Here is a 19,896-nt window from a genome sequence, read left to right on the forward strand (position 1 = left end):
AGCCCCAGGGGAGTGGCACCCGTGACCGACCCGCACACCGACCACCGCCACGCGCAGCGCGCGCACGACGAGGCGCCGGAGGAGACCGCCGGGGGAGCGGACCCCGCCCACGGCCCGCGCGTCCTGCTCGGCGTGGCCGGCGGCATCGCCGCCTACAAGGCCTGCCACCTGGTGCGCGAGTTCTCCGAGCACGGCGCCGACGTCACCGTCGTGCCCACCCCCAACGCGCTGAAGTTCGTCGGCGCGGCGACCTTCGAGGCCCTCTCCGGCAACCCCGTGGCCACCGACGTGTTCACCGGAGTCGACGAGGTCCGCCACGTCCGCGTCGGCCAGGAGTCCGACCTCGTGGTCATCGCCCCGGCCACGGCCGACCTCATCGCACGGCTGGCCGCGGGCCGCGCCGACGACCTGCTGACCGCGAGCGTGCTCGTGGCCACCTGCCCCGTCGTCGTCGCCCCGGCGATGCACACCGAGATGTGGCTCAACCCCGCCACCCGCGACAACGTCGCCACCCTGCGCCGCCGCGGCATCACGGTGCTCGACCCCGCCAGCGGACGGCTGACCGGGCCCGACTCCGGGCCGGGTCGGCTGCTCGAGCCCGCCCAGATCGCCGAGCTGGCCCGCACCGCCGCCGCCCGCGGCGGACTCTCCCGCCCGCTGGAGGGCACCACGGTGCTCATCTCCGCCGGCGGCACCCGCGAGGGCCTCGACCCCGTGCGGTACCTGGGCAACCGCTCCTCGGGCCGGCAGGGCTTCGCCCTCGCCGAGGTCGCCGGCCAGCTCGGCGCCCGCGTCGAACTCGTCGCCGGGGCCACCGACGCCCTGCCCACACCGGCCAACACCACCGTGACCCGCATCGAGTCGACCGCCGAGCTCAAGGCCGCCGTCGACGAGCGTGCTCCCCGCGCCGACGTCGTCATCATGGCCGCCGCCGTCTCCGACTTCCGCCCGGCGAGCGTGGCGGGGGCGAAGATGAAGAAGGGCTCGGAGGCCGAGGCCGGGCTGGAGACGCTCCAGATGGCCGAGAACCCCGACATCCTGCGCGGCGTCGTCGCGGCCCGGGAGAGCGGCGCCCTGGGCGGGGACACCGTCATCGTCGGCTTCGCGGCCGAGACCGGAGACGAGGACGCCGACGCCCTCGAGTACGGCCGGCGCAAGCTGCTCAAGAAGGGCTGCGACGTCATCCTGTGCAACGAGGTCGGTCAGGGCAGGGCGTTCGGCACCCCGGACAACGCCGGCTGGCTGCTCACCGCCCCCGAGGGGGCCACCGATCCCGCGGACGTGACCGTGCGCGAGGTGCCCCGCGGCAGCAAGCAGGAGATCGCCGCCGAGATCCTCGCGGAGGTCGTGCGCATCCGACACGCGGACAACTCGGCATTGCAGGATTAGACCGCTTGGTCTAATGTGGTCCGGGAATCCGACCCGCCACGCCGGCGCCCCGCGCCGCGGCGGGCCGGGCCGCGGTCCGGCACCTGCGCGCCTGAGCCCCGTGACCCCACCGCGGCGCAACCGGTCGAAGCGAGAGCAAAGGAAGCGATCAAGTGGCAGAGACAGCGAGCACGGTGCGACTGTTCACCAGCGAGTCCGTGACCGAGGGGCACCCGGACAAGATCTGCGACGCGATCTCGGACGCGATCCTGGACGCCATCCTGGCGGAGGACCCGACCGCGCACGTCGCCGTCGAGACCCTGGTGACCACCGGCCAGGTCCACGTCGTCGGTGAGGTGCGCACGAGCGCCTACGTCGAGATCCCGCTGCTGGTGCGCAAGACGCTGCTCGACATCGGCTTCACCTCCTCCGAGGTCGGCTTCGACGGGCGCACCTGCGCGGTCAACATCGCCATCGGCGAGCAGTCCGCGGAGATCGGCTCCGGCGTGGACACCTCGCACGAGATCCGCTCCGGCTCCGGCCACGAGGCCGACGACCAGGGCGGCGCCGGCGACCAGGGCCTGATGTTCGGCTACGCCACCGACGAGACCCCGGAGTACATGCCGCTGCCGATCGCCACCGCCCACCGCCTGGCGCGCCGCCTGACCGAGGTGCGCAAGGAGGGCATCGTCGACCACCTGCGTCCGGACGGCAAGACCCAGGTCACCTTCGCCTACGACGCCGAGGGCAACCCGACCCACCTGGACACCGTGGTCATCTCCACCCAGCACGACCCCGAGGTCGACTCAGCCTGGCTGGAGCCGCGCCTGCGCGAGCACGTCCTCGACCACGTCCTGGCCGAGGCCGACCTCGAGCGCTACCGCACCGACGAGCTGACCCTGCTGGTCAACCCCTCCGGCTCCTTCATCCTCGGCGGCCCGATGGGCGACGCCGGACTGACCGGCCGCAAGATCATCGTCGACACCTACGGCGGCATGGCCCGCCACGGCGGCGGCGCCTTCTCCGGCAAGGACCCGAGCAAGGTCGACCGCTCCGCGGCCTACGCCATGCGCTGGGTGGCCAAGAACATCGTCGCCGGCGGGCTGGCCCACAAGGCCGAGGTCCAGGTCGCCTACGCCATCGGGCGCGCCGCCCCGGTGGGCCTGTACGTGGAGACCTTCGGCACCGCCGCCGAGGGGCTCGACGACGCCGCGATCCAGGACGCCGTGCAGAAGGTCTTCGACCTGCGCCCGACCGCCGTGATCCGCGAGCTCGACCTGCAGCGCCCGATCTACCGCCAGACCGCCGCCTACGGCCACTTCGGCCGCACCGACGTCGACCTGCCCTGGGAGCGCGTCGACCGCGCCGAGGAGCTGCGTCGCGCCGTCGGCCTCGGCTGAGCCGTGCCCCGAGACCGCGCCCGCGGGTAGAATCCCGCGGTATGTCACCGACCCGCGCCCCCGCCGAGACCCGGCCCGTGGCGCGGGTCCTGCCGTTGCTGGGCCTGCCGCACCTGGACCGGCCCTTCGACTACCTCGTCGCCGCCGACCAGGACGCCGAGGCACGGCCCGGCGTGCGCGTGCGCGTCCGCTTCTCCGGGCGCCTCGTCGACGCCCTGCTCCTCCAGCGCGTCTCCGACAGCGAGCACGGCGGCCGCCTGCGCTACCTGGAGCGGGTGATCTCCCCGGAGATCGTCTACCCCGAGCGCCTGGCCACGCTCGTCGACAAGCTGGCCGACCGCTACGCCGGCACCCGCTCCGATCTCATCCGCGCCGCCGTGCCCCCGCGCCACGCCAAGGCCGAGGAGGCCGACACCGACACCCCCTGGGAGGAGCTCGGCGAGCCGGCCGAGGCCGACCTGTCCGCCTGGTCCGGCTACACCCACGGCGAGTCCTTCGTCGACGCCGTCATCGAGGGCCGCACCGCGCGCGCCGCCTGGCAGATCGCGCCGGGGGAGGACTGGGCGGCCGCCCTGGCCGCCCTGGCCGTGGCCGTCGTCTCCGACGGCGGCGGCGCGCTGATCGTGGCGCCGGACCAACGCGACGTCGACAAGCTCGAGGCCGCATGCCGCGACCTCGTCTCCGCCCGCCAGGTCACCGTGCTCGGCGCGGCACTCGGTCCGCAGGCGCGCTACCGGCGCTACCTGTCGGTGCTGCACGGGCAGGCCCGCCTGGTCATCGGCACCCGCTCGGCCGCGTTCGCGCCGGTGCAGAACCTGCGCCTGGCCGTCTGCCTCTTCGACGGTGACGACAACCTCGTCGAACCTCGCGCGCCCTACCCGCACGCCCGCGAGGTGCTGACCACCCGCTCCGCGCTGGAGAAGTGCTCGCTGATCGTCGCCGGGCACACCCGCACCGCCGAGGCCGAGCTCCTCGTGCGCTCCGGCTGGGCCCACGGCCTGGTCGCCCTGCGCGAGGCCCTGCGCGCCCGCGCCCCGCGTGTGCAGGCCACGGCCGACTCCGAGGCCGCGCTCGCCCGCGACCCCCGCGCCCGCCAGGCGCGCATCCCCTCGGTGGCCTTCGCCGCCCTGCGCGAGGGCGTCGCAGCCGGGCGCCCCGTGCTCGTCCAGACCCCGCGCCGCGGCTACGTGCCCACGCTGGCCTGCGGAAACTGCCGCACCCCGGCGCGCTGCCGCGCCTGCAACGGCCCGCTCGGCGTGCCCGAGACCACCGACGGGCAGCGCGCCGCCGTGCCGCAGTGTCGCTGGTGCGGGCGCCTCGAGCCGCGCTTCCGCTGCCAGGAGTGCGGCTCGCCGCGCCTGCGCGCCGTGGTGCTGGGCAACCAGCGCACCGCCGAGGAGCTCGGCCGCGCGTTCCCCGGCACCCGCGTGATCGTCTCCGGCGGCAACCGGGTCATCGAGGAGATTGACGACGCCCCGGCGTTGGTGGTCGCCACCCCGGGTGCGGAACCCGAGGTCGCCGGCGGCGGCGCCTACGGCGCGGCGCTGCTGCTGGACACCTGGGCGCTGCTGGGCCGCCAGGACCTGCGTGCCACCGAGCGGACGCTCGCCGCCTGGACCGCGGTGGCCACCAGGGTGCGCCCGGCGCGCGAGGGCGGGCGCGTCATCGTCGTCGCCGACTCCGCGCTGCCGGTGGTCCAGCACCTGATCCGCTGGGACATGCCGGCGGCCGCGCGCGCGGAGCTCGACCAGCGCGGCGAGGTGCGCCTGCCGCCCGCGGTGCACCTGGCGGCCGTGGACGGCGCGGCGGCGGCCGTCGACGCACTGATCGGGGAGACGGAGCTGCCCGCCGGCGCCGAGGTGCTCGGCCCCGTCGACCTGCCGGCCGGGGTCAGCCTGCCCGGCGAGTACGACGAGGACCGCTTCGGCCCGCCGCAGCGCGTGCTCGTGCGCGTCCCGCTCGGCCCGGCAGGCGAACTCGGCCGCGCGCTCAAGGCCGCCGCCGTGGCGCGGGTGGCCCGGCGCGACGACCTGCCGCTGCGCATCCAGGTCGACCCCGTCGCCGTCGGGTGATGCAGCGTGACGAGGCTCCGCCTCGCCACCGGGGCGGGGCAGGAATCGACGCGCCGAGCGCAACGGTGGTCGGGCGCGGGTGCCGCGGGGCGTCGTCAATCGAGGCCGAAGATGCGGTCGATCATCCGGTTGCGGAACATGCCCTGCGGGTCGACGCGGGCGCGCAGCTCGCCGACGGCGTCCAGGTGCGGGTGCACCGCCGCCAGGCCGTCGTGGTCGAGTGTGTGCAGCTTGCCCCAGTGCGGGCGCCCGCCGGCGGCCACGAGCACCGGCTCGATGAGCTCGAAGAGCTCCTCGTGGTCGTCGCGGTGGTAGCGGTGCACCGCGATGTAGCAGGACTCCCGGCCGTGGCCGGTCGACAGCGGCACGTCGTCGGCACCCGTGGCGCGCACCTCGATGGGGAAGGTGACCTGCACGTCGCGCGAGTCCAGGCGACGGTGCACCTCGCCGAGGACCTCGGCGGCGTCGGCCAGCGGCACCGAGTACTCCATCTCGTTGAAGCGCACCCGGCGCGCGGAGACGAAGACGTCGTGGGCCAGGTCCGAGTACTCGCGCTGGGCGAGGAAGCGCGCCGAGAGCCGGTTGAGCGTCGGTGTCGTCGAGGGCGCGAGGTGCCCGAGCGCGCACATGGCGCGGTAGGCGACGTTGTTGGCCAGCTCGTCCTCGAGCACGGCGCGCCAGCGCGGGATCGGGGCCGCGACCCGGTCGCGCTCAGCGAGGCGGTGGCGGGTGTTGCGCTTGACGTGGGCGACGTCCGTGCCCGGGAACCAGTAGTACTCGACGTGGTCGGCCGAGGCCGCGGCCTGCGCGAAGTCGTCGCGCAGCGCGGCGACCGGCTCGGCGCGCTCGACGGCGGCGAGCACGAAGGTCTCCACCACCGCGACGGTGACCCGGGTGACCACGCCGAGGGCGCCGAGGTGCACGCGGCCGAGCTCGAAGAGCTCGTCGCCGGGGCCGACGTCGTGGACGGTGCCGTCGGCGGTGACGATGCGCTGGGCGCGCACCATGCCCGCCAGGCCGGTGAAGCCGAGCCCGGTGCCGTGGGTGGAGGTGGCGATGGCGCCGGCCAGCGACTGCGGGTCGACGTCGCCCTGGTTGGCCAGGGCGAGTCCGTGCGGGCGCAGCAGGCGCGGCACGTCGCGCAGGCGGGTGCCGGCGAGGAAGGTGACCTCCATGGCCTCCCGGTCGACGTTGACCACCCCGGAGAGCTCGTCGAGGCTGATGAGCACCCCGTCGGTGACGGCCACGCCGGAGAACGAGTGCCCGGCGCCGACGGTCTTGACGTGCAGGCCGGCCTCGGCGGCGCGGGTGACGGTCTCGACGACCTCGGCCTCGGTGGCCGGGCGGGCTACCTCGGCGGGCCGGGCGGCCTGTGTGCCGGACCAGTTGCGCCACGTGCCGCCGGAGCGGGTCTTTCGGGGCTGGTTTCGGGTCGGGGCGGTCATACGAAGCTCCTCTGCTCTCCGCGGTAGGTCGGCCATTCGGCCACGGTCAGCCCGTCGGAGACGACGAGCACCGAATCGGTCCACTCGGCCTGTTCACCGGCCTTGGCGTGGCGCATCCAGACGTGGTCGCCCAGGCGCAGGCGGTCGGCGCCCGCCCCGCGCAGCGGGGTCTGCACCTCGCCGGCGCCCTCGAGGGCGATGGTGCGCAGGCCCTCGGGGAAGTCGACGACGGGCAGGCGGTCGTCGCCCGGCGCCCCGGAGGCCACCCGCCCGCCGCCGGCGACGGTGACGAAGCCGCGGGCCGGGTGGCGCACCACGGGCACCACGAACCACTCGGCCGCGTGGGGCCGGAAGGTCTTGTAGTGGTCGAAGAGGGCCGGTCCGAGCACCCCGGAGCCGGCGCCGATCTCGGTGACGGCCTCCTCGGCGCGGGTGGTCTCGATCGAGCCGGTGCCGCCGCCGTTGACGAACTCGAGCTCGAGGCCGTCGGCGGCCAGCCGCTCGGCGACGGCGTCGACGACCTTCGCCCGTCGCCCGGCCAGCTCGTCGACCGAGAGGCGCTTCATCGCCGCGACCGCCGGCGAGGTGTCGGTGGTCCCGGCGATCTGGCCTTCGTATGCCATCAGGCCGACCAGGCGCATGCCGGGCCGCGAGCAGATCTCCGAGGCCATCGCCTCGGCCTCGGCCGGGGAGTGCACCGGGGAACGGCGCGCGCCGATGTGCACCGGCCCGATGACGTAGGAGGCGTCGACGTCGAGGCACACGCGCAGCTCCGCGGCGTCGTCGGCGGGCTCGCTCCAGTCCGGGTCGGGGTGCGTCGTCTCCAGCCCGGCGGCCTCGGCGGCCTCCTCGATCAGGCGCAGGTGGCCGGGGCAGTCGACCATCACCGTGACCGCCCTGCGGTAGGCGGGGTTCCCCGCCCAGGTGGCCAGCAGGTCCGGGTCCGCGCACGGGTAGGCGACCAGGACGTCGTCGCAGACGCCCTCGTCGACGAGCCAGAGCGCCTCGCCGAGGTGGTAGGACAGCAGCCCCGAGAAGCCGGGCACCTCGAGCACCCTGGAGATGAGCTCGCGGATGCGCAGCGACTTCGTGGCCAGGCGGATCGGGGTGCCGCGGGCGCGGCGGGCCATGTCGCGGGCGTTGGCCAGCGCGGCGTCCAGGTCCAGCACGCTGAACGGGGCGGGCCTGCCGGCCACGGCCTCGCGGACCTCGGGCGGGGGAGCGGTCACTTCAGCCTCCTTGTCTTCGCGGTCTTCGCCGGGCTCCGCGTCGGTCATCCCGCCGGCGGCCGCGCCCGAAGGCGGCGGCGACCGGGGCGGAGAACTTTCGCGGGTGCAAGTGCACCCATCCTGACACCGGGGCGACCGCGCCCGCAGCGGTTTGGCCGGGTTTTCTGTGGGCGGGGCCACAGTCGCGTGCCGGCGCCGCGCACGAACTCCGCCGCCCGCCGCTCGCGTGCCCCGCCGCCCGCCCGGCGTGCGCGGCCGGGTCGCGCCCCGGCGCTACAATGGGCCCCCTGAACGCGCCGGAAGCGGCGCCGGAACCTGCACCGAAAGGAGCGCGCGGGAAGCGCACATGACTCACCTGAGACTCGTCTTCGCCGGCACCCCGGAACCCGCCGTCGTCGCCCTCGACCGGCTCCTCGACTCCGACCACGAGGTCCTCGCCGTGATCACCCGCCCCGACGCGCGCCGCGGCCGGGGCCGCACGCTGCACCCCAGCCCCGTCGCGGCCCGCGCCGCCGAGCGCGGCGTCGAGGTCCTCAAGCCCGCCACCCTCAAGCCGGGCACCGAGGACGGCGACGCCCTGCGCGCCCGGCTGGCCGAGCTCGCCCCCGACGCACTGCCGGTGGTCGCCTACGGCAACCTGATCACCCCGGACCTGCTCGACGTCGCCGAGCACGGCTGGGTCAACCTGCACTTCTCCCTGCTGCCGCGCTGGCGCGGCGCCGCCCCCGTGCAGGCCGCCATCGCCGCCGGCGACGCCGAGACCGGTGCGAGCACCTTCCGCATCGCCGCGGGCCTGGACACCGGCGACGTGCTCGCCCAGATCCACGAGCCGATCGGCGCGGAGGACACCGCCGACGACCTGCTGACCCGTCTGGCTTACTCGGGTGCGGACCTGCTCGCCGAGACCATGGACGGCCTGGCCGCAGGAACCATCACCGCCCGCCCGCAGGCCGAGCTGGGCGGCGAGCCCACCCACGCCGCGAAGATCACCAGCGCGGACGCCCGCATCGACTGGACCCGGCCCACCGCCGAGACCGACCGGATCATCCGCGCCCACACCCCGGCGCCGGGCGCGTGGACCATGTGGGGCGAGCGCCGCATGAAGCTCGGCCGCGTCGTCCCGCTGGCCGCCGACTCCGAGGCCGCCGCCCCGGTCGCCGGCCGCCCGGGCGCGGTGCACGCGGGCCGCCACAGCGTGGTCGTCGGCACCGCCGACGCCGCCGTGGAGCTCACCCGCATCCAGCCGCCGGGCAAGAAGGCCATGGCCGCCGAGGACTGGGCCCGCGGGGCACTTCCCGGCACCACCGACGAGGAGCAAGGAGTCACGTTCCAGTGAGCCAGAACGCAGAGGGCGGGGGCTTCCGCTCCCGCAGCAGGAAGGGCCGCGCCCGGTCCGGCGCCCACGGCACCGGCCGCGGCGACAACCGCGGCAACGGCGGCGAGAACCGGGGCCACGGGCGCAGCCGCCGCGACGGACGCAAGATCTCCGACGCCCGCGGCGCGCGCGGGCGCGACGGTGCGCGGGGCGGCAACGGCGACCACCGCGGGCGTCGTCAATCGGACGAGGGCCACGGCACCGGGCGGCACCGCGACTACCGCGGCATCGACAAGGCGCGCCAGGCGGCCTTCGAGACGCTGCTGAAGGTCACCGAGGACGACGCCTTCGGCAACCTGACGCTGCCCGGCGAGCTGCGCGCGCTGGGGCTGAAGGGCCGCGACGCCGCCTTCGCCACCGAGATCACCTACGGCACCCTGCGCACCCTCGGCGTGCTCGACGCCGTGATCGACAGGTGCGCCGCCCAGGGCATCGAGTCGATCAACCCGCAGGTCCTCGACGCGCTGCGTCTCGGCGTCTACCAGCTGCTCTACACCCGCGTCGAGGAACACGCGGCCGTGGACACCTCCGTGCGCCTGGTCGGCGCCACGGGCCGGTTCAAGGCCAAGGGCTTCGCCAACGGCGTGCTGCGCACGGTCACGCGCACCCCGGCCGCGGAGTGGCTCGAGCAGCTCACCCCGGCCGACCCGCTGGCGGCGCTGGCCTTCCGCACCGCGCACCCGGCCTGGATCGCTAAGTCCTTCGCCAAGGTGCTGCCCGAGGGCGAGCTCGAGGCCGCCCTCGAGGCCGACTCCGAGCGTCCGCACGTGCACCTGGTCGCCCGCCCCGGCGAGATCTCCGCCGAGGAGCTGGCGCTGATCACCGGCGGCGAGCAGGGCAGGTACTCGCCGTATGCGGTCTACCTGCCCGGCGGCGACCCTGGCACGCTCGAGCCCGTGCGCCAGGGCCTGGCCGGCGTGCAGGACGAGGGCTCCCAGCTCATCGCCCGGGCGCTGACCGAGGTCGAGCTCGAGGGCGAGGACACCGGCCGCTGGCTGGACCTGTGCGCCGGCCCCGGCGGCAAGGCCGCGCTCGCCGGTGCGATCGCCCGCATCGAGGGCGCGCACGTCGACGCCGTCGAGACCGCCGCCCACCGCGCGAAGCTCGTCGAGAAGGCCTGCCGCGACCTGCCGGTGACCGTGCACGTCGCCGACGGCCGCGACCCCGGCCTCGAGCCGGGATACGACCGCGTGCTCGTCGACGCGCCCTGCTCCGGGCTCGGCGCGCTGCGCCGGCGCCCCGAGGCGCGCTGGCGCAAGTCCGAGGCGGACATCCCGGGGCTCTCGGTGCTCCAGTTCGAGCTGCTGAGCTCGGCGCTCAAGCTCGTGCGCCCCGGCGGCGCGGTGGTCTACTCGACCTGCTCGCCGGACGTGCGCGAGACCCGCCAGGTCGTCGAGCGCGCCGTCCACGAGCTCGGCGCCGTCGAGCTCCACGCCCACGGGCTGGTCGGCGGGATGACGGACGTCGGTGAGGCGCCCTCGGTGCAGATGTGGCCGCACCGCCACGGCACCGACGCCATGTTCTTCGCGGTCCTCCGGCGCCGCTAGACTCGGGGGCATGCCGCAACCGATCATCGCGCCCTCGATCCTGAACTCCGACTTCTCGCGCCTCGGCGAGGAGATCGGCCGCATCAAGACCGCCGACTGGGTCCACGTGGACATCATGGACGGCCACTTCGTGCCTAACCTCTCCTTCGGCCCCGACATCACGGCGACCGTCGACAGGCTGACCGACCAGCCGCTCGACGTGCACCTTATGATTGAGGAGCCGGAGAAGTGGGTCGACCGCTACATCGACGCCGGCGCCGACACCGTCATCTTCCACGTCGAGGCGACCGAGGACCCCGTGGCGCTCGCCCGCCACCTGCGCGAGAAGGGCGTGCGCGCCGCGTTCTCCCTGCGCCCCGGCACCCCGCTGGAGGACTACCTGGACGTCCTCGACGAGTTCGACCAGGTGCTCGTCATGAGCGTCGAGCCCGGCTTCGGCGGCCAGTCCTTCATGCCCGACCAGCTGGACAAGGTCCGCACCCTGCGCCGCGAGATCGCCGAGCGCGGCCTCGAGCTGACCGTCGAGATCGACGGCGGCATCAACGCCGAGACCATCCGCGAGGCCGCCGCCGCGGGCGTGGACGCCTTCGTCGCCGGCTCCGCCGTCTACAAGTCCGACGACCCGGCCGCCGCCGTCGAAGAGCTGCGCGCCGCCGCCGCGGAGGCCGCCGAGGCCGCGCAGCGGTGACCCTGCAGGACGCGCAGGACGGCGCGGGTCAGTCCCGCTGCCCGCAGCTGCGCCCCGCCGAGCTCGAGGCGCTCGCCGCCGCCGAGGCCGCCGCGGCCGCCGTGCGCGGCACCACCAGCCCCAACCCGCCCGTGGGTGCGGCGATTGTCGACGCCGCGGGGCGCACCGTGGGCGTGGGCGCCACCCGTCCGGCGGGCGGCGCCCACGCCGAGGTGATGGCGCTCGCCGAGGCCGGCGAGCACGCCCGCGGGGGCACCGCCGTGGTCACGCTCGAGCCGTGCAACCACACCGGGCACACCGGCCCGTGCACCCACGCCCTGGTGGACGCCGGGATCAAACGCGTCGTCTTCGCCCGCCGCGACCCCAACCCCGTCGCCGGGGGCGGGGCCGAGTGGCTGCGTGGGCAGGGCGTGGAGGTCGTGCACCCGGAGCCCGACGAGCTGCCCGCGCCGACGCTGGACCCGTGGCTCACCGCCGTCGCGGCCGGCCGCCCGGCGGTCACCCTCAAGTTCGCCCAGACCCTCGACGGCTTCACCGCCGCCGCCGACGGCACCAGCCGGTGGATCACCGGGCCCGAGGCCCGCCGCGCCGTGCACGCCGACCGGGCCCACCGCGACGCGATCATCGTCGGCACCGGGACCGTGCTCGCCGACGACCCGCGCCTGAGCGCCCGCCGCGACGACGGCACGGAGTACGACCACCAGCCGCGCCGCGTGGTCGTCGGCACCCGCGAGGTCCCGGCCGGGCACCATCTGGCCGGGGTCTGCGAGCAGTACCCGGACATCGACACCGCGCTCACCGAGCTGTGGGAGAGCGGCGCGCGCGACGTGCTCGTCGAGGGCGGGGCGGGCCTGGCGGCCGGCTTCGTCGCCGCAGGTGCGGTCGACTTCGTGCAGGCCTACCTCGCCCCGAAGCTGCTCGGTGCCGGGCACCCGGTGCTCGGCCGACCGCTCACGGAGACGCTGGCCGGCGCCTTCGAGTTCGAGACCACCGGCGTGCGCCGCCTCGGCGCCGACGTGCTCGTCGAAGGGCGGGTCGCGCGGCGGCGCCGTGCCACCGGGGAAAACCCGTGACCGGCACGGGACCCGCAGCCGACTGAACGCACCAGACAACGCACCCGACCAGGAAGGACCCGCCATGTTCACCGGAATCGTCGAGGAGATCGGCCGCGTCGCGGCCCTCGAGCGGCTCACCGACGCCGCCCGCCTGACCGTCGCCGCCGGCACCGTGCTCTCCGACGCCAACCTCGGCGACTCCATCTCGGTCAACGGCGTGTGCTTGACCGTCGCGGAGCTCGGCGAGGGCACCTTCACCGCCGACGTCATGGCCGAGACCCTCGACCGCAGCGCCCTCGGCGCACTGGCCGAGGGCGACCCGGTCAACCTCGAGCGCGCGCTGGCCGCCGGCGGGCGCCTCGGCGGCCACATCGTCCAGGGCCACGTCGACGCCGTCGCCGAGCTGATCTCGCGCACCCCCTCGGAGCACTGGGACGTGCTGCGCTTCTCCCTGCCCGCGGAGCTGGCCCGCTACGTCGTGGAGAAGGGCTCCATCGCGGTCTCGGGGACCTCGCTGACCGTCTCGGCGGTCGGGGAGGACCACTTCGAGGTCTCGCTGATCCCGGCGACCCTGCGCGACACCGTGCTCGGCGGGCTCACCCCCGGCGACCCGGTCAACCTCGAGGTCGACGTGCTGGCCAAGTACGTCGAGAAGCTCACCGCCGCGCGCGGCTGAGCGCGGCGCCCGGCCGCGGCCTCCGGAGACGCGGCTGAACCGGGTGACGCAGGTCATAGCCTCGGGCGTGCACCGCGGCCGCGCCGGGTGACCGAACCGGGGGAGGAGCCGGGGTGCACCGGGGGTGCACCCACCGGAATGGGGTGGGTCGGCGGGTGACTAAGGTGTAGCGCGTGACTGACAACGAGGATCGCACCACCACGGTCAGGCTGGACAGCGTGGAAGACGCCATCGCGGACATCGCGGCCGGTAAGGCCGTGGTCGTGGTGGACAACGAGGACCGGGAGAACGAGGGCGACCTCATCTTCGCCGCCGAGAAGGCCACCCCCGAGCTGGTCGCCTTCATGGTGCGCTACACCTCCGGCTACATCTGCGCGCCGGTCGTGCGCGAGGACGCCGACCGCCTGCACCTGCCGCCGATGGTCGCGCTCAACGAGGACGCCCGCGGCACCGCCTACACCGTCACCGTCGACGCGGCGACCGGCAGCACGGGCATCTCCGCCACCTCGCGCGCCGAGACCCTGCGCCGCCTGGCCGACCCGAAGTCCACCGTCAGCGACTTCACCCGCCCCGGCCACGTCGTCCCGCTGCGCGCCCGCGGGGGCGGCGTGCTCGAACGCGACGGCCACACCGAGGCCTCCATCGACCTGGCCCGGGCCGCCGGCCTGCGCCCCGTGGGCGCCCTGTGCGAGATCGTCTCCGAGGACGACCCGACCGACATGGCCCGTGGCCCCGAGCTGCGCCGCTTCGCTGACGCCCACGGCCTGCACATGATCTCGATCGCCCAGCTGATCGAGTGGCGCCGCCACCACGAGGTGCTCGTCGAGCGCGTCGTGGAGACCCGGCTGCCCACCGACTACGGCTACTTCCGCGCCATCGGCTTCCGCAACACCGTCACCGGCTTCGACAGCGTGGCGCTGATCGCCGGCGAGCCGGACAGCGACGGCGGGGTCGACGTCCCGGTGCGCGTGCACTCCGAGTGCCTGACCGGCGACGTCTTCGGCTCCCGCCGCTGCGACTGCGGCCAACAGCTCGACGCCGCGCTGCGCCTGATCCAGGAGCGGGGCCGCGGCATCGTGATCTACCTGCGCGGCCAGGAGGGCCGCGGCATCGGCCTGATGGAGAAGCTGCGCGCCTACCGCCTGCAGGACTCCGGCCTGGACACCGTCGACGCCAACCTGCAGCTCGGCCACACCGCCGACTCGCGCGAGTACTCCACCGCCGCGCAGATCCTGCGCGAGCTCGGCGTGCGGTCCGTGAACCTGATGAGCAACAACCCCGCCAAGGTCGAGGACCTGACCGGCCACGGCGTGGAGATCACCGGGCGCACCCGCCTGCCCGTCGAGGTCAACGAGGACAACGTCCGCTACCTGCGCACCAAGCGCGACCGGATGGGCCACGACCTGCCCGCCGTGGCGGACTGGGACGCCGCCCACCCCGAGAACCGAGGAGAGTAGGAGACCCCATGGCCAAGGAAGGACTGCCCGCCGCCGGCGCCGACACCGACTCGCTCGACGCGAGCGGACTGCGCCTCGCGGTGGTCACCGCCACCTGGAACGAGGAGATCTGCGACCGCCTGCACGAGCGTGCCCTTGCCGCCGGCCGCGCCGCCGGCGCCGAGGTCGCGGGCTACCGCGTCGTCGGCGCCCTGGAGCTGCCGGTCGTCGTGCAGGCCGCCGCGCGCGAGTTCGACGCCGTCGTCGCCTGCGGCTGCGTCATCCGCGGCGGCACCCCGCACTTCGACTACGTCTGCGACTCCGTGACCGCGGGGCTGACCCGCATCGCGCTCGACGAGGAGACCCCCGTCGGCAACGGTGTGCTGACCACCGAGACCCGCGAGCAGGCCGTCGAGCGCTCCGGCGGGCCCGGCGCGGTCGAGGACAAGGGCGCCGAGGCCGCGGTGGCCGCGCTGCGCACCGCCCTGACGCTGCGCGAGGTCCGCGGGGCGTAGAGAGAGCGTGCCGACGTCGTGCAGGCACAACGCCTGCCGACGTCGCACAGGCACGACGCGTGCCGACGTCGCGCCGCCCCGGGCGGCGCGTACACGCCGCATGCCGCAGCAGGCGCGCCCACGGCGCGCCGACGCGGGCGTCGGAAATCAACGCTCAGGCACGGTGCATTGGCGTCCGAGGGGCGCCTGCGGGCAGACTAGAGTGGTTGAGCAGAAGGGACTGCAACGTGGAGAACACGGGAAAGGCTGGGAGCGTGACCGACGCGGACCACACCGAGGGCGCCGCGCGCCGCGACCGCGCGCTGACCGACGAGGAACTGAGCTACTACAACGCGCTCGACCCGCTGGCCGCGACCTCGACGAAGCCCTGGGAGTTCGAGGTGCGCTCGCCGACGATGCGCGTCATCGGCGTCGCCTGGGTCGTCGTCGTGATGGCCGTGCACATCTTCATGGCGCTGGTCGTCGGCGTCGGTGACACCGGCGCGGCGGTGACCACCATCGACAAGTGGGCCTTCGTCGGCATCGGCCTGATCATCTCCGTCGTCTGCTACCTGGGGCTGACCCGCCCGCGCGTGCGCGCCAACGAGGACGGCGTCGAGGTGCGCAACTTCATCGGCACCCGCTTCTACCCGTGGACCGTCATCTACGGGCTGTCCTTCCCGCGCGGCTCGCGCATGGCGCGCCTGGAGCTGCCCCAATTCGAGTTCGTGCCCATGTGGGCGATGATGGCCACCGACCGCTCGACGATTCTCGACGACGTCGAGCGCTTCCGCGAGCTGGAGTCGCGCTACATGCCGCAGGAGTGAGGCGCTGACCGTGGCAGACCCCTCCACCTACCGTCCGGCCCCCGGGACGATCCCGACGTCCCCGGGGGTCTACCGCTTCCGCGACGCCGACGGGCGCGTCATCTACGTCGGCAAGGCGAAGAACCTGCGCGCGCGGCTGTCCAACTACTTCCAGGACATCACGCACCTGCACCCGCGCACCCGCCAGATGGTGCAGACCGCCGCCGGGGTGACCTGGACCGTCGTCGCCAGCGAGGTCGAGGCGCTCCAGCTCGAGTACACCTGGATCAAGCGCTACGACCCGCGGTTCAACGTCATGTACCGCGACGACAAGACCTACCCCATGCTCGCGGTGAGCATGGGCGAGGAGTTCCCGCGCGCCTTCTTCTACCGCGGGCCGCGCCGGCGCAACGTGCGCTACTTCGGGCCCTTCGCCCACGCCTGGGCCGTGCGCGAGACCCTCGAGCTGCTCACCCGCGTCTACCCGATGCGCACCTGCACCAAGGGCGTGTTCCGCCGCCACGAGCAGCTGGGGCGGCCCTGCCTGCTCGGCTACATCGACAAGTGCGCCGCGCCCTGCACCGGCAAGGTCACCGCCGCCGAGCACCGCGAGATCGCCGAGGGCTTCTGCAGCTTCATGAAAGGCCACACCGACGCCGTGCGCAAGCGGTTGACCGGCGAAATGCAGCAGGCCAGCGAGGACCTCGAGTTCGAGCGCGCCGCCCGGTTGCGCGACGACCTGGGCGCGATCGACAAGCTGATGGAGCAGCAGACCGTGGTTCTCGGCGACGGCACCGACGCGGACATGATCGCCTTCGCCACCGACGAGCTCGAGGCGGCCGTGCAGATCTTCCACGTCCGCCACGGCCGCGTGCGCGGCCAGCGCGGCTGGGTCGTGGAGAAGGCCGGTGACCAGGCCGGCGACACCGGACCGGTGGAGGAGGGCGAGGCCGACCCGGCGCTGCCCAACCTGATCCAGAACTTCCTGATCCAGTTCTACGGCGACGCCGCCGAGCGCGCCGAGCAGGAGGCCGCCGAGGACGCCAAGCTCTACGGGCGCCGGGGCGTGGACAAGATGTCGCACGGCACCGACGCCGCCGGCGAGCACCGCACCGGCTCGCGCCGGCGCAACGAGGTCATCCCGCGGCTGATCCTGCTGCAGGACGAGCCCGAGGAGCCGGCCGACACCGCCGCGGCGCTGGAGGCGCTGCGCGGCGGGCCCGTCGAGCTGCGCGTGCCGCAGCGCGGCGACAAGCGCGCCCTGATGGAGACCGTCGAGCGCAACGCCAAGGAGGCGCTGCGCCAGCACAAGCTGCGCCGCGTCGGCGATCTCACGGCCCGCTCGGCGGCGATCCAGGGCATCCAGGACGCCCTCGGCATGGACGAGTCGCCGCTGCGCATCGAGTGCACCGACATCTCGCACCTGCAGGGCACCGACGTGGTCGCCTCCCTGGTCGTCTTCGAGGACGGCCTGCCCAAGAAGTCCGACTACCGCCGCTACCGCATCCGCGACGCCGCCGGTGACGGCCACAGCGACGACGTCGGCTCCATCGCCGAGGTCACCCGGCGCCGCTTCCTGCGCCACAACCGCGACAAGCGCTCCGTGCCCGAGGCCGAGGAGTTCGACGGCTCCAGCTTCGCCGAGGAGACCGAGGCCGCGGCCGAGGTCGAGGAGATGTCGACGGACAACCGCCGCTTCGCCTACCCACCGCAGCTGTTCATTGTCGACGGCGGCGCCCCGCAGGTCGCCGCGGCCCAGCGCGTCCTCGACGAGCTCGGCGTCACCGACGTGACACTCGCCGGCCTGGCCAAGCGCCTCGAGGAGCTGTGGGTGCCCGGCGAGGAGGACCCGGTCATCCTGCCGCGCAACTCCCAGGCGCTGTTCCTGCTGCAGCAGATCCGCGACGAGGCGCACCGCTTCGCCATCACCTACCAGCGCCAGCAGCGCTCCAAGCGCATGCGGCGCAGCGAGCTCGACGACGTCCCGGGGCTCGGCCCCGCGCGCCGCACCGAGCTGGTGCGCCACTTCGGCTCGTTGAAGAAGCTCAAGCAGGCCACCGTCGAGGAGATCGCCGAGGTCAAGGGCTTCGGGCCCAAGCTGGCCGGCGACGTCCACGCCTCGCTGCACAAGGGGTGAGGCCGGGGCCCGCCGCGGGGCGGCGGGAGCCGTGGCGCGCGGCGGCCGGGGCGCCGCCACGCGGAGGCCGGGGGAGCGGTCATGGCTTACCATGGGAGCCATGACCGCCGCTGACACCGAGAACCTCGGCCACCTGCTCGCCCCGCCGCTGCTGATCACCGGCATGTCCGGGGCCGGCCTGTCCACCGCGGCCAAGGTCTTCGAGGACCGCGGCTGGTTCGTCGCCCACAACCTGCCCCCGCAGCTCATGCTCGAGCTGGTGGAGATGTGCCGCGCGGACACCTCGCCCGTGGAGCACCTGGCCATCGTCACCGACGTGCGCTCGCGCATGTTCCCCGGCTCGATGATGCAGACGCTCGCCGAGCTCAAGGCCCGCGGCGTGCGCCCGACGATTCTTTTCCTCGACGCCCGCAAGGACGCGCTGATGAAGCGCTTCGACTCGGTGCGCCGCACCCACCCGCTGCAGGGCGGCGACACGCTCTCCCAGGGCATCGACCGCGAGCGCGCGATGCTCGGCGACATCAAGGAGGACGCCGACGTCAGCATCGAGACCTCCGACCTGTCGGTGCACGACCTGCGCCGCCGCATCGAGGGCGCCTTCGGCGAGTCCGTCGCCCAGAAGCCGCACGTGACCGTGCAGTCCTTCGGCTTCAAGCACGGCGCCCCGCGCGACTCCGACCTGACCGTCGACGTGCGCTTCCTGCCCAACCCGTTCTGGGTCCCCGAGCTGCGCGAGCAGCGCGGCACGGACGCGCCCGTCTCCGACTACGTGCTCAGCCGGCCCGGGGCGGGGGCCTTCATCGACAACTTCCTGACGATGTTCAACTCCATGCAGGCCGGCTTCCGCCACGAGGGCAAGAACTTCATGACCGTCTCCATCGGCTGCACCGGCGGCCACCACCGCTCCGTCGCCGTCGCCGAGGAGATCGGGCGCCGGCTGCGCGAGGACTCCGGCCTGGACGTCAACGTCATCCACCGCGACATCGCCCGCTGAGCCGGATGCGGCCGGCCGGACGCACCCGCCCGTGAGGGCGGGGCTCCGCAGCCGGCGGCCCCGTACCCGCAGTACCCCGCGGCACCGCCCGCACCCAGACGACTGAGAGACCCGAGAGACATGCCCGACCCCGACAGCACCGCAGGCGCCCACGGCGCCGCACACCCGAGCAGCACCGCGGCGGCCCCGGGCGCCGCACGCCCGGACCTGACCTGCCTGGGCGGCGGCCACGGGCTCTACCAGACCCTGCGCGCGGCCCGCCTGTGCGACCCGGCGAACATCACGGCCGTGGTCACCGTCGCCGACGACGGCGGCAGCTCCGGGCGCATCCGCCGCGAGCTCGGCCAGGTCCCGCCGGGAGACCTGCGCATGGCGCTGGCCGCCCTGGCCGGCGACCGGGAGGACGCCGAAGGCCCGGGCCTGAGCGCCGAGCTGCTCCAGCACCGCTTCGGCGGGCACGGGGCGCTCGCCGGCCACGCCGTGGGCAACCTGCTGATCTCCGGGCTCGTGGAGCTCGGCGGTGACGTGCAGAAGGCCCTGGACACCGTCGCCAGCCTGACCCACTCCTGCGGGCGCGTGGTGCCCGTGTGCACCCGCCCGCTCGACATCGCCGCCGAGGTCGCCGGGCTGGACGACGACCCGCGCGTGGTCCGCGAGGTCCGCGGCCAGGTCGCCGTCGCCTCCACCCCGGGCTCCGTGCGCCGCGTGCGCCTGGTGCCCTCCGACCCGCCCGCGAGCTCCCAGGCCCTGGCGGCCATCCGCGGGGCGGACCTGATCACGCTGGGCCCGGGCTCCTGGTTCTCCAGCGTCATCCCCCACCTGATGGTCCACTCCGTGGTCGACGCCATAAACGCCTCGGACGCGCTGAAGGTCGTCGTGCTCAACCTCTCCGCCGAGCCGGGGGAGACCCAGGGCTTCTCCCTGGAGCGGCACATCCACATCATGGCGCAGCAGGCCCCGGCGCTGCGCGTGGACCGGATCCTGGTCGACTCCGACTCGCTGCTGTCGAAGGCGGAGCGCGCGTACCTCTCCCGGGCCGCCGGCCGGCTCGGCGCCGAGATCGTCTTCGCCGACGTGCACAGCTGCGACGAGAACGGCATGCCGCGCAACGTGCACGACCCGGAGAAGCTGGCAGCCGCCCTGACGGGCATGCTGGCCGCGGACTAGGATCGAC

16 protein-coding genes are annotated in these 19,896 nt (G+C 74.4%); 14 read left to right on the forward strand and 2 right to left on the reverse strand.

The window, feature by feature from the left end:
- The first annotated feature begins 123 nt into the window (after positions 1-123).
- From coaBC to CFRA_RS05290, 3 genes are all read left to right on the forward strand, one after another.
- Positions 124-1,389 (forward strand): bifunctional phosphopantothenoylcysteine decarboxylase/phosphopantothenate--cysteine ligase CoaBC, encoded by a 1,266-nt coding sequence (coaBC, locus tag CFRA_RS05280; RefSeq protein ID WP_075664895.1) that lies wholly within the window; start codon positions 124-126, stop codon positions 1,387-1,389.
- Positions 1,390-1,541: 152 nt separating this feature from the next.
- Entirely contained in the window at positions 1,542-2,768 is a 1,227-nt protein-coding gene (metK, locus tag CFRA_RS05285) for a methionine adenosyltransferase (protein ID WP_075663756.1), read from the forward strand.
- A 41-nt stretch (positions 2,769-2,809) separates the two neighbouring features.
- On the forward strand, positions 2,810-4,840 hold the full coding sequence (locus CFRA_RS05290) for a primosomal protein N' (protein WP_075663757.1): 2,031 nt from the start codon (positions 2,810-2,812) through the stop codon (positions 4,838-4,840).
- A 95-nt stretch (positions 4,841-4,935) separates the two neighbouring features.
- Here the strand turns inward: CFRA_RS05290 and CFRA_RS05295 are convergent, their stop codons facing one another.
- Together CFRA_RS05295 and CFRA_RS05300 are read right to left on the reverse strand one after the other, a co-directional pair.
- Complete coding sequence (locus CFRA_RS05295) at positions 4,936-6,285, reverse strand: D-arabinono-1,4-lactone oxidase (protein ID WP_075663758.1); 1,350 nt, start codon at positions 6,283-6,285, stop codon at positions 4,936-4,938.
- On the reverse strand, positions 6,282-7,514 hold the full coding sequence (locus CFRA_RS05300; protein ID WP_075663759.1) for an alanine racemase: 1,233 nt from the start codon (positions 7,512-7,514) through the stop codon (positions 6,282-6,284). The genes CFRA_RS05295 and CFRA_RS05300 overlap by 4 nt, the downstream gene beginning before the upstream one ends.
- Positions 7,515-7,869: 355 nt before the next feature.
- Between CFRA_RS05300 and fmt the strand changes: the two genes are divergently transcribed.
- From fmt to CFRA_RS05355, 11 genes are all read left to right on the forward strand, one after another.
- Entirely contained in the window at positions 7,870-8,850 is a 981-nt protein-coding gene (gene fmt / locus CFRA_RS05305) for a methionyl-tRNA formyltransferase (protein ID WP_075664896.1), read from the forward strand.
- The gene (locus tag CFRA_RS05310; RefSeq protein ID WP_075663760.1) at positions 8,847-10,436 is read left to right on the forward strand and encodes an RsmB/NOP family class I SAM-dependent RNA methyltransferase; all 1,590 of its coding nucleotides are present in this window, start codon (positions 8,847-8,849) and stop codon (positions 10,434-10,436) included. The genes fmt and CFRA_RS05310 overlap by 4 nt, the downstream gene beginning before the upstream one ends.
- A 10-nt stretch (positions 10,437-10,446) precedes the next feature.
- Positions 10,447-11,124 (forward strand): ribulose-phosphate 3-epimerase, encoded by a 678-nt coding sequence (gene rpe, locus CFRA_RS05315; RefSeq protein WP_075663761.1) that lies wholly within the window; start codon positions 10,447-10,449, stop codon positions 11,122-11,124.
- 47 nt (positions 11,125-11,171) lie between these two features.
- Positions 11,172-12,197 carry a bifunctional diaminohydroxyphosphoribosylaminopyrimidine deaminase/5-amino-6-(5-phosphoribosylamino)uracil reductase RibD gene (ribD, locus tag CFRA_RS05320; protein WP_075664897.1) on the forward strand — a complete coding sequence of 342 codons (1,026 nt, stop codon included), beginning with the start codon at positions 11,172-11,174 and terminating at the stop codon, positions 12,195-12,197.
- Between the two features lie 64 nt (positions 12,198-12,261).
- Positions 12,262-12,855 carry a riboflavin synthase gene (locus tag CFRA_RS05325; RefSeq protein ID WP_075663762.1) on the forward strand — a complete coding sequence of 198 codons (594 nt, stop codon included), beginning with the start codon at positions 12,262-12,264 and terminating at the stop codon, positions 12,853-12,855.
- Between the two features lie 173 nt (positions 12,856-13,028).
- Entirely contained in the window at positions 13,029-14,312 is a 1,284-nt protein-coding gene (locus tag CFRA_RS05330; protein WP_075663763.1) for a bifunctional 3,4-dihydroxy-2-butanone-4-phosphate synthase/GTP cyclohydrolase II, read from the forward strand.
- A gap of 8 nt (positions 14,313-14,320) precedes the next feature.
- Positions 14,321-14,806 (forward strand): 6,7-dimethyl-8-ribityllumazine synthase, encoded by a 486-nt coding sequence (ribH, locus tag CFRA_RS05335; protein ID WP_075663764.1) that lies wholly within the window; start codon positions 14,321-14,323, stop codon positions 14,804-14,806.
- Positions 14,807-15,060: 254 nt separating this feature from the next.
- Entirely contained in the window at positions 15,061-15,612 is a 552-nt protein-coding gene (locus CFRA_RS05340) for a PH domain-containing protein (protein ID WP_075663765.1), read from the forward strand.
- Between the two features lie 10 nt (positions 15,613-15,622).
- Positions 15,623-17,728 carry an excinuclease ABC subunit UvrC gene (uvrC, locus tag CFRA_RS05345; RefSeq protein ID WP_075663766.1) on the forward strand — a complete coding sequence of 702 codons (2,106 nt, stop codon included), beginning with the start codon at positions 15,623-15,625 and terminating at the stop codon, positions 17,726-17,728.
- Between the two features lie 91 nt (positions 17,729-17,819).
- The gene (gene rapZ, locus CFRA_RS05350) at positions 17,820-18,722 is read left to right on the forward strand and encodes an RNase adapter RapZ (RefSeq protein ID WP_075663767.1); all 903 of its coding nucleotides are present in this window, start codon (positions 17,820-17,822) and stop codon (positions 18,720-18,722) included.
- Positions 18,723-18,929: 207 nt separating this feature from the next.
- Positions 18,930-19,889: a gluconeogenesis factor YvcK family protein gene (locus CFRA_RS05355; RefSeq protein ID WP_075664898.1), complete on the forward strand. Its 960-nt coding sequence runs from the start codon at positions 18,930-18,932 to the stop codon at positions 19,887-19,889.
- Positions 19,890-19,896: the final 7 nt, after the last annotated feature.

The organism is Corynebacterium frankenforstense DSM 45800 (assembly GCF_001941485.1).
In the GTDB taxonomy this organism is placed as follows: Bacteria; Actinomycetota; Actinomycetes; order Mycobacteriales; family Mycobacteriaceae; genus Corynebacterium; species Corynebacterium frankenforstense.

Bases quoted from the DNA above. Each gene is read 5' to 3' on its own strand.
- CFRA_RS05290 (WP_075663757.1), top strand. From the start codon at position 2,810: ATGTCACCGACCCGCGCCCCCGCCGAGACCCGGCCCGTGGCGCGGGTC.
- CFRA_RS05295 (WP_075663758.1), bottom strand. From the start codon at position 6,285: ATGACCGCCCCGACCCGAAACCAGCCCCGAAAGACCCGCTCCGGCGGC.
- rpe (WP_075663761.1), top strand. From the start codon at position 10,447: ATGCCGCAACCGATCATCGCGCCCTCGATCCTGAACTCCGACTTCTCG.
- CFRA_RS05325 (WP_075663762.1), top strand. From the start codon at position 12,262: ATGTTCACCGGAATCGTCGAGGAGATCGGCCGCGTCGCGGCCCTCGAG.
- ribH (WP_075663764.1), top strand. From the start codon at position 14,321: ATGGCCAAGGAAGGACTGCCCGCCGCCGGCGCCGACACCGACTCGCTC.
- rapZ (WP_075663767.1), top strand. From the start codon at position 17,820: ATGGGAGCCATGACCGCCGCTGACACCGAGAACCTCGGCCACCTGCTC.